The sequence below is a fragment of the Psychrobacter sp. H25 genome (assembly GCF_059076335.1).
This window is the reverse complement of the sequence record NZ_JCACRV010000001.1, coordinates 567,104-584,338: the sequence shown is the minus strand read 5'-3', so window position 1 is coordinate 584,338 and position 17,235 is coordinate 567,104. Positions and strand designations below refer to the sequence as shown.

Annotated in this window: 13 protein-coding genes; 4 read left to right on the top strand and 9 right to left on the bottom strand. The window is 44.0% G+C overall.

Annotated elements, in window-relative coordinates; all coding sequences use genetic code 11:
* Positions 1 to 19: 19 nt before the first annotated feature.
* Positions 20 to 931, bottom strand: coding sequence for a pyrroloquinoline quinone biosynthesis protein PqqB (pqqB, locus tag AC5JPO_RS02310; protein WP_493853176.1), 912 nt, complete (start codon positions 929 to 931; stop codon positions 20 to 22).
* A 79-nt stretch (positions 932 to 1,010) separates the two neighbouring features.
* On the bottom strand, positions 1,011 to 1,085 hold the full coding sequence (gene pqqA / locus AC5JPO_RS02305; protein WP_075107140.1) for a pyrroloquinoline quinone precursor peptide PqqA: 75 nt from the start codon (positions 1,083 to 1,085) through the stop codon (positions 1,011 to 1,013).
* Between the two features lie 245 nt (positions 1,086 to 1,330).
* On the opposite strand from pqqA, the gene AC5JPO_RS02300 reads away from it, so the two are divergent.
* The gene (locus AC5JPO_RS02300) at positions 1,331 to 2,194 is read left to right on the top strand and encodes a LysR substrate-binding domain-containing protein (protein ID WP_493853175.1); all 864 of its coding nucleotides are present in this window, start codon (positions 1,331 to 1,333) and stop codon (positions 2,192 to 2,194) included.
* Between the two features lie 575 nt (positions 2,195 to 2,769).
* The gene (locus tag AC5JPO_RS02295; protein ID WP_493853174.1) at positions 2,770 to 4,194 is read left to right on the top strand and encodes an aspartate ammonia-lyase; all 1,425 of its coding nucleotides are present in this window, start codon (positions 2,770 to 2,772) and stop codon (positions 4,192 to 4,194) included.
* Positions 4,195 to 4,426: 232 nt separating this feature from the next.
* Here the strand turns inward: AC5JPO_RS02295 and AC5JPO_RS02290 are convergent, their stop codons facing one another.
* From AC5JPO_RS02290 to AC5JPO_RS02270, 5 genes are all read right to left on the bottom strand, one after another.
* Complete coding sequence (locus AC5JPO_RS02290) at positions 4,427 to 5,248, bottom strand: alpha/beta fold hydrolase (RefSeq protein ID WP_493853173.1); 822 nt, start codon at positions 5,246 to 5,248, stop codon at positions 4,427 to 4,429.
* A gap of 415 nt (positions 5,249 to 5,663) precedes the next feature.
* Positions 5,664 to 7,307: a BCCT family transporter gene (locus AC5JPO_RS02285; protein WP_493853172.1), complete on the bottom strand. Its 1,644-nt coding sequence runs from the start codon at positions 7,305 to 7,307 to the stop codon at positions 5,664 to 5,666.
* Between the two features lie 96 nt (positions 7,308 to 7,403).
* Entirely contained in the window at positions 7,404 to 9,911 is a 2,508-nt protein-coding gene (locus tag AC5JPO_RS02280; protein WP_493853171.1) for a CoA transferase, read from the bottom strand.
* A gap of 215 nt (positions 9,912 to 10,126) precedes the next feature.
* Positions 10,127 to 11,617, bottom strand: coding sequence for a CoA-acylating methylmalonate-semialdehyde dehydrogenase (locus AC5JPO_RS02275; protein ID WP_493853170.1), 1,491 nt, complete (start codon positions 11,615 to 11,617; stop codon positions 10,127 to 10,129).
* A 74-nt stretch (positions 11,618 to 11,691) separates the two neighbouring features.
* Positions 11,692 to 12,873, bottom strand: coding sequence for an iron-containing alcohol dehydrogenase (locus tag AC5JPO_RS02270; protein ID WP_493853169.1), 1,182 nt, complete (start codon positions 12,871 to 12,873; stop codon positions 11,692 to 11,694).
* Positions 12,874 to 13,115: 242 nt separating this feature from the next.
* Here AC5JPO_RS02270 and AC5JPO_RS02265 point away from each other — a divergent pair, with 242 nt between their 5' ends.
* Positions 13,116 to 13,889 carry an IclR family transcriptional regulator gene (locus AC5JPO_RS02265; protein WP_493853168.1) on the top strand — a complete coding sequence of 258 codons (774 nt, stop codon included), beginning with the start codon at positions 13,116 to 13,118 and terminating at the stop codon, positions 13,887 to 13,889.
* Between the two features lie 235 nt (positions 13,890 to 14,124).
* Here AC5JPO_RS02265 and AC5JPO_RS02260 read toward each other — a convergent pair whose 3' ends face one another.
* Together AC5JPO_RS02260 and AC5JPO_RS02255 are read right to left on the bottom strand one after the other, a co-directional pair.
* On the bottom strand, positions 14,125 to 15,021 hold the full coding sequence (locus AC5JPO_RS02260; protein ID WP_493853167.1) for a 3-hydroxyacyl-CoA dehydrogenase: 897 nt from the start codon (positions 15,019 to 15,021) through the stop codon (positions 14,125 to 14,127).
* 386 nt (positions 15,022 to 15,407) lie between these two features.
* The gene (locus AC5JPO_RS02255; RefSeq protein WP_493853166.1) at positions 15,408 to 16,313 is read right to left on the bottom strand and encodes a LysR family transcriptional regulator; all 906 of its coding nucleotides are present in this window, start codon (positions 16,311 to 16,313) and stop codon (positions 15,408 to 15,410) included.
* Positions 16,314 to 16,729: 416 nt separating this feature from the next.
* Between AC5JPO_RS02255 and AC5JPO_RS02250 the strand changes: the two genes are divergently transcribed.
* Positions 16,730 to 17,170 (top strand): antibiotic biosynthesis monooxygenase family protein, encoded by a 441-nt coding sequence (locus tag AC5JPO_RS02250; RefSeq protein WP_493853165.1) that lies wholly within the window; start codon positions 16,730 to 16,732, stop codon positions 17,168 to 17,170.
* Positions 17,171 to 17,235 lie beyond the last annotated feature (65 nt).

The window sequence follows — 17,235 nt, the reverse complement described above, 5'->3', positions numbered from 1 at the left end:
CTTTGTCTTACCGTTTGTCTTAGAGCTCTATCTGCATGCCATCAAAGGCCACTTCAACACCATGCTGTTTTAATGTCGCCGCTTGTTCAGATTGCTCATTTAATATCGGATTGGTGTTATTGATATGGATGAGTACTTTGCGTGCATTGTCGAGCTGATCTAAATACTTTAGCGAGCCATCATCACCGCTGATATGCAAATGCCCCATGTCTTGCCCCGTTTTGGTGCCAACGCCACGTTCTTGCATCTCGTTGTCTGTCCATAGCGTACCGTCAATCATCACGCAATCAGACGCCTTCATGATTTGCATCACTTCATCATCGATTTTGCCTAGACCTGGCGCGTAGAACAGCTGCTTTTGTGTTCTTAAATCTTTCACAATCAGTGCAATGTTATCGCCATCATGAGGGTCGTTACGATGCGGCGAATACGGCGGCGCTGAACTCCTAATCACCAAAGGCGTCAGTTCTAAATTGCTATAGCCGTCAATTTGAAAGCGCTGTGTTGGGTCAATTTGATTATATCGTAGGCCGCCGTTCCAATGCTTTAACATGTTAAACAGCGGAAACCCTGTGCTAAGATCTTCATGCACCATGTCCGTACACCAAACAGAAATGGGGCAGCCTTCACGTAGGGTCAATAGCCCCGTGGTATGGTCAAGCTGACTGTCCATCAACACCACATCGGTGATACCTGTGTCTCTTAAATAACGGGCTGGCTGAGCGGCTTTAAAGTCAAATAGCTGCTGGCGAATATCAGGGGATGCGTTAAACAAAATCCAATCGGTGCCATTTTCTGAGATGGCGATAGAGGACTGGGTACGGGTTTTTGCGTCTATGGTGCCTTGGCGTACACCGTGGCAGTTTTCGCAGTTACAGTTCCACTGCGGAAAACCGCCACCCGCTGCTGAGCCTAAAACATGAATATACATAGATCAATATTTCCAAATTGCTAAAAAAGTAAAAGCCCTAATCATCTAGGGCTTTTAATGTATTCAGGTTTATGAGTTTTTAGCGTGCTTCAAAATACATAGTGATTTCGAAACCGATACGGATGTCTTGAAAAGCTGGTTTAGTCCACTGCATGAGGTTACTCCGAAACGATCTTACATGTGATAGGTAAGATTAATAAAGTGAGTTTTCAATGGTAGTATAAGCCAACCCTTGCTGTCAATTTGTTAGATGTTAATGAAGCGTTAGCTTATACTACTTAGCGAGGTATTCGTTCATACGCTAACCTCAGTCGCTATCGCCTTTGTACAGAGATGAGGATAGCGGTAGAGCCTAAAAAAACCCTAAAGCAAATATCAATACTATACGCGGTGACCCCAATGATAAGAGAGCTTAAGACCTTTGTTGCAGTTTGCGAATTGGACAGTTTTGCGGCGGCTGCTCGGCACATAAATCTTACCCAGTCTGCTGTGAGTGCGCAGATAAAAAGTCTGGAGGATACGCTGGGTTTGGCGCTATTTACTCGCTCTGCTCGTGCTGTCACGCTTAATCCGCAAGGGGCGCGTGTATTACCAATAGCCAAAGAGATCTTACAGCTCTATGCAACCATGCAGTCGCCCTCAGACACAGACATTGCAAGCTATTATGGTCAACTTAGAATTGGTGCGATCAACTCCGTTCAAGTCGGTATTTTGCCAGAGGCGCTAAAAGCCATTACGATATTGGCACCGCTAATGCAAACTGAGATCATCCCAGGGCGTTCTATAGAGTTGTTTGAAAAACTGGCAGTAGGAAGTATCGACGCTGCCATTACGATACAGCCGGCGTTTACCTTGCCCAAAGACATCGTTACTCAGTCTATTATGACTGAGCCTTATGTACTGATCACACCCAAGAAGTGGCCTTTTCATAGTCTAAAACAAACCTTTGAGCAACATCCTTTTATTCATTACAGCTTGCAGTCTTCTTCTGGGGCAAAATTGAGCAAGTTTTTTAAGCAGCAAGATATCAAGGTAAACACTATTATGGAGATCAATGATCTCGATGCCATTGTCAGAATGGTTGAGTCTGGTTTGGGCGTGGCACTGATTCCGTATGCTGGGCTATGGATTAGGAGTACGGCACCAGTCCAGATTCATCATTTGGGTGATAATAGTTTGGCTCGAGAGGTGGTGCTTGCCTACCGTTACGTAGACCGTCAGCAGCCACAAATTATTGCTTTAAAGCAAGTATTGGGTCTGTGATAACCAGTTTTTATATAACTAGTCTCGTGATAACCGGAGTTTCTATAAATAGTCTCGTTGCAATCAATGTCTTTGTAGTTATTATCCCCACAGTATTATTCCATTCGCTATGCCCGAATTATAAAACGCTTATTTCTATAAATAAAAGCGCCTAAACACTCTTATCCCATTTATCGTATGCCTTATATTTTCCACGCTTTATTCCTCTAAAAAATCTTTCTCAAAGCAGTTGTAAATCAGATGGTTCTCTTTGTAGGGCAATCTTATTTGCTACCTATATCAACGAGCACCAAAAATTTTGGGGCTGAGAGCAGAATGTTTACGTTTTTCTTGTGGCATCTTCTCCGTTACGATGGCTCTGCTTTATTTGATTGAGAGTACTTGTTGGTTGGTTGCAGATTTAACGGCTATGGCGCATGGCGCTGAGCATATTCATGTTTGTCTAGCCCTTTATACTTAGCAACTGGTACCAGTCAGCTGTCAAACAATCAGTATATAACAACCGCTAACAACCGCATTGTGACTTTTTACATTGCCACCTTTTCTATTAAGTCATTTCTAAGAAGAACGAATATATGAGCCATACTGAACGTCTGAGCAACGACCAAACACCTACCCGTATTGAAAAAGACTTACTTGGCAAACAAGCTATACCTGCTACTGCTTTGTATGGTATTCAAACGCAGCGAGCGTATCAGAATTTTAATATCACAGGAGTGCCAATCAGTCATTTTCCTGAGTTGATACGAGCGTTGGCTATGGTTAAGTCAGCGGCTGCCAAAACCAATCACCATTATGACTTGCTGAGCGATGCTAAGCTTAGCGCTATCACCGATGCATGCACAGACATCATCGATGGTAAGTACCATGAGCAGTTTATTGTTGATTTGATACAAGGCGGGGCAGGCACGTCCACGAACATGAATGCCAATGAAGTGATTGCTAACATTGGACTGGCAAAAATGGGACTGACCTATGGTCAATATGAGTACCTACATCCCAATAATGAGGTCAACCGCTCGCAGTCTACCAATGATGTCTATCCTAGTGCCGCGCGTCTAGCCATTGTGTTTGCAGCAGCGCCTCTAAAGGAGACTATCATTAATTTACAGCGCAGCCTAATGGACAAAGCAGAAGCGTTCAGTAGTGTCCTAAAGATGGGGCGTACGCAATTACAAGATGCCGTACCGATGACATTGGGTCAAGAGTTCCATGCCTTTGCTAGCGACTTGGGTAGTGAGATTGTTCAAATCGAGCAAGCTTGCCTACAGCTGTGTGAGCTGAATTTAGGAGGTACCGCTATTGGAACTGGTATTAATGCGCCAAAAGGTTATGCGGCGGTAGCGATTGATGAGTTGGCTGAAATTAGTGGACTACCTGTAAGAGCGGCTGAAGATCTCATTGCAGCAAGTGCTGATATGGGTGCATTTGTGGCATTCTCTGGTACGCTCAAACGCTTGTCTATCAAGTTGTCTAAGTTGAGTAACGATTTGCGATTGCTATCGAGTGGGCCGCGCACAGGACTTGGAGAGATTAATCTACCCGCCATGCAGCCTGGTTCATCCATTATGCCAGGTAAAGTCAATCCTGTGATTCCTGAGGCGATGAACCAAGCGGCATTTCAAGTGATGGGGACAGATATGACGATCACTATGGCCGCAGAAGCAGGTCAGTTGCAATTAAATGCAATGGAACCGCTAATCGTTTATAACCTTCTCAACAACACACGTATATTGGAAAAATCGATTCGTATGTTGGATGAACGATGTATCCAAGGAATTACGGCAAATGAATCGCGCTGCGCACAGCATGTCGAAAACAGTATCGGTATTGTCACCGCACTAGTGCCGCACATTGGCTATGAAAATGCCAGTCGCATTGCAGGACATGCATTGCTGAGTGGTTCAGGTGTGGCAGAACTGGTCAAACAAGAAAAGCTACTCAGTGATGAGGCGTTAGCCGCTATCTTATCGCCTGATACTATGGTGAGCAGCCTATAAAAAGACAAATCCTCGCAGAATAAAAAACAGTCAATACCAATAATAGGTAATATCAGTAAGAGACCGTATCGATAATGGCTTGCTAACAATAAACAGCAATACCGAAAATAGCAATATCGGAAACAGCAAGCAATATAACAAAGCGCTGTACCAGATAGCACAATGTCATCGCTATTTGGTACAGCGCTTTGTCGGGTAGGATAGGGTGTTATATTTATTTACCGCTTGTACATTAGCCAAGGAATTGAATAATGTGCTCACCAATTTCAGTTGGCTTTTCATCGATTAACCAATGACCAACGTCATTAATCCAGATGAGCTGTGCATTTGGTATTGCTTCTTCTAATTTTGGCGCGTATTTTGGTTTTTGGAAAGGGTCTTGTTCACCCCATAGTATCAATGTCTGATGGGGTAGATTGCGCAGCTCGTCAGTGATGGCCTGAGTATATTCTTTGTTTAACCGTCTTAGATTGCGGAAAAACGCCTGCTTACCGTCCTCAGTTGACCAAGGCTGGATATAAGTCTCAATTAGCTCATCAGTCATAACACTTTTATCTTCTACGCCTTTTGGCATAAAACCTTGCATCATGCTAACAAAGTCCTCAAGACTCATGTCTGATTCAGCGCCAGGCTCTTGTAGCGGCTCAAAATCTGGGATAGGCCATGAATCAAAACAAATACTATCGATCAATACAAGCTTGCGAACTTTTTCTGGATAATTGACTGCTATCAGTTGAGCAACCCCTCCACCAATATCATGTCCAATAACATCGGCTTCAGGCGCACCTAGCGCATCCATGAGCTTTACAATCATACTACTTTGAGCATTGATAGACACATCTGCATTTTTTGGTTTTGCAGATTCCCCGTAATTGAGAAGGTCAGGAGCGATAACACGATGTGTTTTGGCAAGCTGTGGAATGATATTGCGCCACATAAGGTTGTTGGTTGGAATACCATGTAACAAGATAACTGGGATACCAGAACCTTGCTCTAAAAATGAAATTTCATGTCCATCAATATATGTACTGTTTCTTGTTATGTTAGTGCTCATACCATTCTCCTAAAGATGAATATCAATAATCGTGGTGTTATAAAGTGATTGTTCAGGAAGTGTATGGTCTTGTCTCACTATCATTCTTTGTGCTTAATCAAATATTCCATCTCAATAAAACACCAAACTTATCAACCTTAATAAACAATGATGTTGCTGAAATCATAAGTGTGTGAAGTGGCAAAGATGAAATGGCAAAATATAGAGCAGCATGATTTTATAAAGAGCGACTTTGTTAACATGAAACAAACCAACCTGACGAAATCCATAATACATTAACGTTAAAAGTATTATAGATTTCGCCGTTATGGGTTTGTACGTCAACCGTTATTGATTTGTTGAACGATCAATCAAGTTGCCTCAAGGTAGAAACATTGAGGCGACTCATAGCAATACAGGATGCGCTTTAGAATGATCATTTATCGACCGACTTTATGTTGTCCGCGTGATCATGACTGGTGTCGTATAGAATGGCTTTTATAAGCGCTATGCCCATCAGCACCATAACGAAGCTAAAGGGTAGGGCACCAATAACCATTGCGGTTTTGATCGCACCCAAGCCACCACTGATCAGGAGTACCCCAACAACTAATGCCAGTATGACGCCCCAAAATATGATATGTGGACGACCTTTTGGACCTTCGTTACCGCCTGAGTTGATCGTATTGATAACCAAAATGGCTGAATCTAACGTGGTCACTAAGTAGGTTAGGAGTAACACTAAAACCAACAAAGCCATCGCCCAAGCAGCAGTCGGCGAGAGCATGACATCGAGCATGGCTAGTAATTGAGACTCCTGTCCTACGCTTGAAATAGCATCCGTACCACCTAGCGTTAAGTCAATCGCGGTACCGCCCACAATCGAAAACCAAATAAAACACATGAGCGCGGGTAGAACGACCGTACCAAGTAGATAAGCGCGAATACTGCGACCCCGTGAGATACGGGCAAAGAACACACCAACAAAGGGACCAAAAGCAATCCACCATGCCCAATAAAAAACTGACCAGTCCTTTTGCCACGTAGCAAGTGTTTCACCAACAGGGGTACCATCTGGCTGCCAAACAGTCACGAGCAATTCTGGCAACGCGACAACATAGTCAAACAAACCGACGAAAAAGGACTGTAAGCCAAAGAATGTTGAACCAAAAATCAAGAAAAATGCAAAGAGAATAACACTTAAACCCATGTTGAGGTTGGATAACCATTTAACCCCTTTGCCGAGACCAGAAAGTGCTGAAAGCGTGGCAACGCCAACGATAACAACCAGCGCAACGATAATCGCTGCTGCTGACGACTTTCCATCAGTGTTGATTAACCATTCACCCATACCGACACGGTGCATACTAGACACAAACTGCTCAACCCCAAATCCTAGTGTCTGAGCCACGCCCAAAATAGTCGCAATAACGGCGACAATATCGATTGCATCACCAAGCCTGCCGGAGAGTCTTTTGCCAAATAACGGTGCAAGTCCTGAACGAATAGTAAGCGGTAATTTGCGCCTGAAAGAAAAGTACGCCATCGACAGACCGACTAAGGAATAGCAAATCCAAGCACTAAAGCCCCAATGTAGAAAAGCCCACTTGTAGGCGTATCGCACATTATCAGCATCATAACCAGTCGCCATGCCTTTGATGACTTCAGGATTATTGGCAAAGTGATACATGGGCTCTGCGGTCGCAAAGGTCAACATACCCACGCCAATGCCTGCGCCGAAGATCATAGAAAACCATGAAAAACTAGAGAACTCAGGCGTGTCACCTGAATCTCCCAAAATCAGCTTGCCATAGCGCGGAATAAATGCCAAAAGCATCGCTAAAATCAAGAAAAAAGCGACGGCTAAGATGTACCATGTCGAGAAGTGGTTGAGTAAAAAACTATTGATCGAACCCAATACGGTCATCGAGTTTTCAGGTGATATGACAGCCCAAACAATGAGTAGGCCAAGCAATATTTTAGCGGTAATGGTAACGTCTTTGTTAAACCCCTCGTAAAAGCCTTTGGTTGCGACTTTTATTGGCAGTTTAGTTAAAGGGGGTTTGTTTTTATATCTCATGACTAATCCTTTAGATGATATCTCTTTGCTTAAGTGAGCACCAAGTTCCACAATCCTTTGAGTCACTTGATGCTTTTTTTTGGGCTAAATTTTGATTTAACTTGGTAAAAACTCATCACCCCAACTGTCACTCAAACTGCCACTGGCGATACCCGTTTCAATGTCCGCCTCACTATAGCCAAGATCTAGCATGATTTGGCGGGTTGATTTTCCGAACTTTTCAGGTCTAGAAAGCGCGTATATCTTGCTGTTAGAGGGTCTAATGGCATAGGGGTCAAGCTGCGTAACTCTATGACCACTTGGATGGTCTTCATAAATTGAGAAAGAGTAACTACCGCGATCAGTGCCCGGCGTGTTATCTGCCGGGTGACTGTATTCGGCACGCAACGCATTGATATCTGCACAAATGACCGCCGCAATATCAGCCGCTTGCAAGCGTTCTATCCAATCATGAGCGGGTGCTTTTTGGAAAATATTAGATAAGAAGGCCGCGCGCTCATCTTTGTCGAGCTGACTAAAACCTTCTAAACCTTCGACTTTCTCAAAGTTTTTGACGTCGCCTTCATAAGCGTTCAGTAGCAAATAGTTCCCCGAAGAGGTGTAGTAAAAACGCGTCAATTCATCGTGACCGTTGGTCTCTCGGCCTGAGGGTTCTTCGAACAAACCCCGTTTTTCAAAGTCGTAGCAGTATGGAATTTGCAACAACGCGCTGTTTGCGACTAATGAGGTACGACCACGTCCAATTTGACCTGTACGATACTTTTGATAGAGTGCTACGCCAATGCTCATTGCCCCGCCAAAACCGCACATAACATCGATAGTACCGACATGCGCATGTTCTTCAGGCGTATCCATAGCGCCGCCGCAGCGTAACATGATGCCAGTAGACGCCTGCACGACATCGTCATAACCAATGAAGTCACTGCATGGACCTTTGCGAACGCCACTGAAACAATCTAGCTTGCAGAAGGTCGCCTCAGGGTTTAATGCTTTTAAACCCTCAGTATCCAAGCCCATTTTTTTGATTTGTGTGTCTGTTGCATTCCAAACAATGACATCGGCTGAACGAACCAGTTGTTCGAATACTTCCCGTCCTTGTCCATAACGAATATCAGCAAGTATCGACTGCTTGCCTACCATTTGAGACATACCGTAAATGACGGTATTCCAACTGTCGTATAGTGGTGACGCAGGATCGAGCTTGATGACTTCTGCACCAAACCGTGCCAAGTAAGCTGCTGAATGCGGTCCAGCAATTACATTACACAGATCGAGCACTTTGATACCGTCTAGCCAGCCATAGGTCTCATTAGACTCCTTCACTGAAGGCAGCTTGGTCTTAATGCTCTTTAGTTTTTTAAAGGCCTCATCAAAATCTACAGGCTTCGGTGGTTTGGGTTGTAGCATTTGTTCGCCGCACTCTTCAAGCCACACAATTGGGCCTGGTTGAATCATCTTGCCATAAGTGGGGTCTTCGACCTCGATCATCAGTCCCGTTGTTTCGGCATGATCATCATGAATCCACTCTTGCAGCCAACGTTGGGGCGCGCCAGGTATACCGCGTTTCCCAAAGATCTTTTGCCACTCTTTTGAGGTACGTTTCAAGAATGCGCCTTTCATTTTTTCAGCAATATGATCTGCCCAGTATTTTGGCATTGGATAAACGCCAAGCGAAGTGTCAGACTGCCACTGACTAGAAGGCACATAAGTATCCTCCTCTTCAGTTAACCCTTCCTCAACTAACTCATCGTACAACCCTAAAACCTCTAGGCAACGCTTTGCATGATGTTTGTGGCTGGGGCATACCACGTAAAACATACGCCCGTCTTTGCACATATAGCTGCGATAAAAAGGATCTAGTAATTCTTGTAGCTCTTCATAGCCCATGTTCATTGGAATGCCTTCGACACGGCGGCGTTGAATCTCAACCTCACGCTGAGTCAAATAGCGCTCAGGTAAGTCCTCGATTTCTATCGAATTGTAGCAGAGACCTTCCATGACAGCCGCTGCAAGCGGAACCTCAATGGCGTCGCCAAGCCCGGTGTTTTCACGAGCTTGTAGAGCAAAGACAACGGCAGAGCCTGCCAGCATGGCACCATAAGCAGAAGGCAGCGGTAGCGGCGAAAATGATGGGTTGATACCCATGAGTACGCGGTTGAGCCCCATGTCAGTAAACACCCCTGAGCTTGCTGAGATGATACTCTCATACGCACGAAGCTCACGGCGATGTTCATCGTTTGAGGCAAATCCAGGAATCGATAAGGCAATCAGTTGTGGACGTTTTTTGCGAAGTGCTACCAGATCAAGCCCCATCTCTGCCATTTTTCCAGGGCGAAAGCCTTCAATCACAATGTCACTTTCCAAGATCAACGCTTCAGCTTGCGCCACGCCCTCAGCAGTCTTAAGATCGATTTTTAGCATTAATTTATTGCGGTTTAATACGGCATTAGCCGGACTGTGCCATTTTGGACCTGACGGCGGGTCTATATGAACCACGGTAGCGCCGAGATCGCCAAGCATCATGCCAACAGCAGGACCTGCAATATATTGACCAAAATCGATGACTTTGACACCTACGAGTGGTAATTCAAAAGTTTCTCGCATAGTTATCTATCCTTAGAATATTATGGTGTTATTACAAAAAGCCAGAACGTCATAGGGTTTGATAGCCGATACACTAAAGGCCATCAAACTGACATAGTCAGAGTGCTCGCTATCTATCCACGGTTAATGTGGGTAAGACGCAAGCACCAGTTTTTGACATACTATTTAATGTTTTTGAGAGCAACGGTGAGGTGATGCTCTAAGAAATAATAGGATTAAGTGGGCATGGAGAATTGCTTTTCATCTCTCACTGCCGTGCTCGGCCAGCGCTGAGTGATGGTCTTGCGTCGAGTGAAAAAGCTCACGCCGTCTGGTCCATACATGGCCAAGTCGCCAAATAATGAGCGTTTCCAGCCACCAAAGCTTTGTGATGCCACGGGTACCGGTAGCGGGATATTGATACCGACCATGCCAACTTCAATATTGTCAATAAAGTGACGCGCCGCCTCACCATCGCGGGTGTAGATACACGTACCATTACCGTATTCATGGTCATTAATAAGCTGTATAGCCTCGGCCATGGTTTGTACGCGCATGACTTGCAGTACTGGACCAAAAATTTCAGACTTGTAGCTGTCCATGTCTTTTGTGACATGATCAATCAGCGTTGGACCTACAAAGAACCCGTCTTCATAACCTTCTGGTTGAACATCGGAGCCATCTGCAACTAAGGTAGCACCTTGATCGGCAGCACTCTTGATATGCTCGACGACTTTAGATTTATGTGCCTTGGTAATGACAGGGCCAAAGTCGTTATTCTTCTCTGAATGGACGCCAAACTTTAGCGCTTCGATAGCTGGCTGTAGAGCGGCAATCATCTTATCCGCGGTTTCATCACCGACAGCCACAGCGACAGACAACGCCATACAGCGCTCACCTGATGAGCCAAAAGCAGCGCCAAGTAATGAGGTCACAACATTATCCAAATCAGCATCTGGCATTACGATCGCATGGTTTTTTGCACCGCCTAAGGCTTGGCAGCGTTTGCCTTGTGCCGCTGCGGTCGTATAGATGTATTCAGCGATAGGGGTAGAGCCGACAAAGCTGACCGCTTTGACATCTGGATGATGCAAAATGGCATCGACGGCTTCTTTGCCACCATTGACGACGTTGATAACGCCTTCTGGAAGCCCTGCTTCATGCAACAGCTGCGCAATAAATAGCGTTGAGCTTGGATCACGCTCAGAGGGCTTTAGGATAAAGGTGTTACCACAAACGATTGCCATCGGGAACATCCATAGGGGAACCATGGCAGGAAAGTTAAATGGTGTGATACCAGCCACAACACCTAATGGGTGAAATTCACTCCAAGAGTCTATATCTGTACTGACATTACGGCTGTGTTCCCCTTTTAATAACTCAGGTGCACCGCAAGCATATTCGACGTTTTCAATACCGCGCTGTAGCTCACCTGCCGCATCATGGACGATTTTGCCATGCTCTTCACCGATCAGGCGGCAAATCTCATCTGTATTTTGCTCCAGCAATGCTTTGAACTTGAACATCACACGCGCACGTTTTAGTGGCGACGTTTTGCTCCACGCTGGAAAGGCAGCTTTGGCAGCAGCGACCGCTTCGCCGATGGTTTTTGCACCACCTAACGCAACTTTTTTGCTGACATCGCCCGTTGAAGGGTTGTAGACGTCTTGAGTTTGGCTGTCATTATTGATTAAGCTGCCGTTGATGAAGTGTCCGATAGTTTGCATAGTTTATGTCCTTTAAACAGGTGTGTTATTGGGTGGTCGATAGTAAATGGAAGTAATGTTGGTATCACAGAGTGCTAGGCGTGATCCGTGCTGCTGTCATCCCACAGCATGGTATAAAGCTGAATCATTTCTTCTAAATTGGGTATGCGTGGGTTGTTATTGGGTGAACCTGATGCAAAGGCTTGCTCGCACATAGTATTGACGAGCTTGTCAAAGTCGGCTCGCTGCACACCAAACTCTGCCAATGTGGGCACATGCAATTCTTTGTTTAAGTTTTTGAGAAAATTGATCAAACGGGTGTTGGCATCATCATCTGTATCGTTAGAGTCAGCGACGCCTAATGCACGTGCGCAGTCAGCATAGCGGTCGGGCGCACTTGAGATACCAAATTCGGTAATCGTTGGCAGTAGCATGGCGTTCGATAGACCATGTGGCACATGGAAAAACGCACCGATCGGGCGGCTCATGCCATGTACCAGCGCAACTGAAGAGTTGCAAAAAGCGATACCAGCCAAGGTAGAGCCGAGCATCATGGTCTCGCGAGCCGTGTCATCTTTGCCATCATGATAGGCCGTTTGGATATTGGGTCCAATCAGACGCAGCGCCGCCAATGCTTGCTGATCGCTATAGGCATTTCGTTTGGGACTGATATACGCTTCGATAGCATGGGTCATCGCGTCAATGCCTGTATCTGCGGTGGTGCGCGGTGGTACGCTAAGCGTTAGGGTATAGTCGATAATCGCTGCTATAGGCATGAACCCCATACCCACGCACAACAGTTTTTCGTTGTTCTCATCATCAGTGATGATGGTAAAGCGAGTGACTTCTGAGCCTGTACCCGCAGTAGTTGGTATGGCGATGATAGGTAAGCCAGTTTCATCAACTTGACGAGGAAACTTGTAGTCACGCATGACCCCGCCAAACTTACCCAGTATTGAGATAGCTTTGGCGCTATCGATAGGGCTGCCGCCGCCTAGTGCAATAAGACCATCATAGTCCTGCGCTTTGACTTGTGAGACGCCTGCGCTAATAGACATCTCAGTAGGTTCTGGAACGGTGTCCGAAAACACATCAGCACTGATTTTCGCTTCTTCTAAAATGTGTTGGATATTATCGACATAGCCAAGTTTGACCATCATATCGTCAGTGATAATCAGGGGTTTTTTGATACCCAAACTTTTTAATATCTGCGGTAGCTTTCGGCAAGCATCGCGTCCAATCTCCATGGTCCTTGGCAGAAGGATACTGTGCGACATAATTACTAATCCTTGTATTAATGACTTCCATTATCAGCTTGCTAGGTCGCTTATTTGTCATGCGTATTACCGACAAAACCAATCGTGCCTAACAATTAAATTTCACATAACGATAAATATTTTCTCGTTATGTGAAAGGTAACAGAATATGTTTGTAATGACAAGACGCAAAAGCATAAATTTTATCGTTATAATGAATAAATTTATTTGCTGAGCGTCAGCTACAAGTTTTGGAGTAATTAATGAGTGAGGCTAAGAAAAAGAAAGGATCGAGTGTTGAGCGTGTTTTACAGATTGTAGAGGTGCTGGCAAGCTCTCAAAGACCAATGAGTGTCAGTGATTTGTCAGAAACCTTGGAAGTGCCAGTACCCAGTATGTATCGATTACTGGATCAATTGCAGGGTCTTGGATTTATTCAATTAGACTTGCCAGGAAAGGTCACTTGCGGAAAGCGCACGTACAAGCTTGCTATGAACTTATTGCAAAATAGTGATTTCAAAAACGAGCGATTGGCAATACTAAATGAGCTATCAGCGAAGATAGAAGAGACAGTTGGTATTGCGATTTTGCAAGACTTAGATGTGGTGTATGTTGATCGCGTCATGTCAGACTGGCCACTACAGATATTTCTACCTTCCGGTACTCATGTACCCGTGTGGGCCAGTGCCAGTGGCAAGTTGCTGCTGGCACAGCTGTCAGATGACAAATGTGAGCGCATCATTGAAAAGATGTCGATACATGCGCTTACGACCCATACCCAAACGGATAAAAAGCAACTCATGCAGACAATTGTAAAGACACGTGAGACCAAGGTGGGTATAGATAACGAAGAATTTATTCCGGGGATGGTCGCCTGTGCGGTGATGATTCCCAATGGCGAGCAGCAAGCATTTGCCACGTTGTTTACTCATGGTCCAACCGTCAGAAAAAGTATGGATGAGTTACTCAGCTATGTGCCGTTGATGCAAGAAGCCGCTAGTGAATTGTCTGTTATCTTTAACCAAAATTATGAATAGGTCAGCAGTTGATATCATCGGTAGTTAATGAAACAGAGCAGAGAGTTTTGATACTTTAAAAAACAGTACCACTCAAGGTATAGACAACAAAGAACCCTTGTAGTATTTAATCTACAAGGGTTCTTTGTTTGTTCAAATAGTCATCAGTGCAGCTCTACTAATCTACCAAGCTACTAATCTACTAAGCGATAACTGGTGGGGTTACCGCTTTATTTAACAGATTTTATAACATTTATCATTTCAAAAAATCAGGATTCATAAAGGCAGGGTTTGGATAAGTGTAGAATCCTTCACCAGTTGCAGACCCTAGCTTGTTTTGATCAATCAATTGCTCTTTTAAATACTTAGCAGCCTTGAACCTTACCGGGTTTTGAGTGGCTTCAGCAGATATTTTGGTGATGTTATAGGCAGTGTTGATACCGATAGTGTCCAATATGGCAAATGGACCTGACGGCGCGCCAGTGACTATCATCCACGTCTTATCTATCGTATGCGGATCGGCAACCTCTTTTGCAACCAATTGCAAAGCTGCATCTATAAAAGGCGCTAACAAACTATTCATAATGTAACCAGGCTGCTCTTTATCTAGCGGCGTTGCCACCATACCAATGGCAGTAGCAAAAGCAACAACATCATCAAATACTTGAGGATCTGTGCCAGGATGTCCCATGATTTCAGCAACATTGTGCATCCAAATTTTATTGGCAAAATGAAGCGCTAGAAACTGAGCGGGGCGTCCTGTTGATTCTGCAAAATGGCTAGGAAGTAAGGTTGAGGTATTGGTGGCAAATATGGTTTTCTCTGGGGCAAGCTTAGCAAGCTTTTCGTAAAATTCGATTTTGATCTTGGGGATTTCGGGAATGGCTTCAATCATGAGATCAGCATCTTTGACCGCTTCTGCTAGATCTGAAGTATAGCTCAAATTGTCAAAGGCTTTGTCCAACTGCTCTTGGGTTGCTCCCAAGTCTTTTCGAAAAGCCTTACACATCAATTGAAATTTTGATTTTGCCTTTTCTAATACCTCGTCATTGATGTCATAGACACTGACATTAAAACCATGAAACGCGGCTTGAAAGGCAATTTGGTAGCCTAGGACGCCGCTTCCCGCGACAGTTACATTCTTATACGTCATTGTAGTCATTTCCTAAATATAGTGGATATAAGTTGCTAGATAAATGTCTAGAACCTACAAACCTATTATTAGATTGTTTTGCGCGATTATTCAACCTTAATTTTTACAAACGTATTGGAGAGAACCTAAAAACATTGCTATGCAAGCATCAGATAAGTTCATACCCCTTGACTTATTATATTATCAAATAATTCAATAACTTGATGAAGGTGTTGCTCGTTTCACATCTGATGATTTTATGATAATTGAAAGCCAATCTAGCATCATAACGACATTTTTAATGACTGTTGATGTCAAAACCCCATTGACGAGGTTGTAAAAGAAAATATAAATAGTGATGTAGGAAGACGCAGTAGAAGTGATATCTGGGACGATTGTGGTGCTATCTAGTGTGTTCTAAAAATATCAGTAGATGCGACCACCTGCTCCCTAAACCATTTATGCTTAGGGTCTTTTTGATATTTTTTGTGCCACAGCATTCGCATGGTAATCGGTGTGGGTTGATGAGGTAGAGCCACGCTGTCTAAATGCTCAAAGCCCAATGTGTTCAATTTACTAGGGACAATTGCCATCAATGCTGACCCTTTAACGAACGTTGCCACAGTTGCAAAACTATTTGTGCGTATGACGGTATTGGCATCTATGACTTGAATAATACGTTTATCTGTTTGGCTGGCAGACAGGCCTTTGGCAAAGCTTAGCCCCACATAGCGGGCATTATCAAAATCTTGCTCCGTTACTGGAGGTGAGCGGTAGGCAGGGTCATAATAGCACCGAGCCACATCATCAAATAAACGTATGCTCATAATGTCATTGTGGTCAGGGGCAAAGGGGGAAAACGCCAGGTCAACATCATGTTGCCGAAGTCGAGTAATATTAGGGTTGCGAGAGGGCAACACATTTAAGCGAAATGAAGCCACTTGTGCGCTAATTTGCTGCATTACCTGTGTCAAAAACACACTTACCTGATAATCATTTGCCAAGATCGTATAATCGAAATGAGCCAGCTTTGGCTCAAACTTTTGGGTTTGGGTTAACTCATCTAGTCGAACCAACAACGGCTTAATTTCTTGATATAAATATTCACTTTTTTTGGTCGGTATCACACTTCTGCCCGAGCGCACAAACAACTCATCGTCAAATATTTGCCTTAGCTTTTGTAGGCTATGGCTGATAGTTGATTGTGTCAAATCCAGTTGTACAGCAGTTTTAGTTACTGTACCCACCTCATGTAAAGTAGTAAATACCAACAAGTGCTGTCCGCTTAAGGATAAATAATCGAAATCTTTCATAATAAGTATGAATAAACCTCTATTTTTATTCATGAGTTGTTAGCATATGATGGTTATCATTGGGTTGCAAGAATTTAACATTCCAAAAATCCTAGGACTTAAATATTACTTCATTAGATACTATTAGATACTAGGTTTTTAATGAAGACTGATTGGTACAACGTCATTCTGAGGTTGATGACTCATGTTACGGTATAGGCGTTCGTGATAGTGAGGAGTACGTTTTAGATAGTGTTTTGAAATTCTATCAATGACTCTTGAGGGGGTTTATGAGTTCTCTGTCGGTGTCTCGTTTGCCCCTTACGCTACCAGTTTTAAGGTTTCTTGATTTATCAACTTCTCTTAGTTTCAATATTTCATCTGTATCTAAATACTCAACAATCTTTTAATCATTAATTTAATCAAAGGGTGTCACTATGAATATTTCAAAAACTACTTTGTTAACCACGGTCGTTATGAGCACACTGGCATTGACCGCTTGCAACAACTTGCAACCCGCTCATCAAGCTCAAAAGCATGCGCAGCACCATAGCCATCATCAAGGTGCTGACGTAATGTCAAACGCCAAAGTGATTGAGATTGCCTCTTTCAAACTTAAACCAGCCAACTCTTACGATGACTTTGCCGTTCTTGATCATAGCGTTGAGATCAATCATGTGGCAAAACAAAAAGGCTTTGTGTCTCGTGAGTCAGCAATGGGCGAAAACGGTGAATGGGTGGTCGTGGTGCATTGGGAGACGTTAGCTGATGCGGATGCTTCTATGACAAGTTTTACTAAAACACCAATGGCAGCTGAGTTTATGGGTAGTATAGATTTAGAGACGATGACAATGAATCGCTATACGTTAGTAGATTAGTTTGAAACAAATAGCAATCTCAATCAGTTGCAAACCAGTAGGTCGATTAGGGTAACTAGATAAAC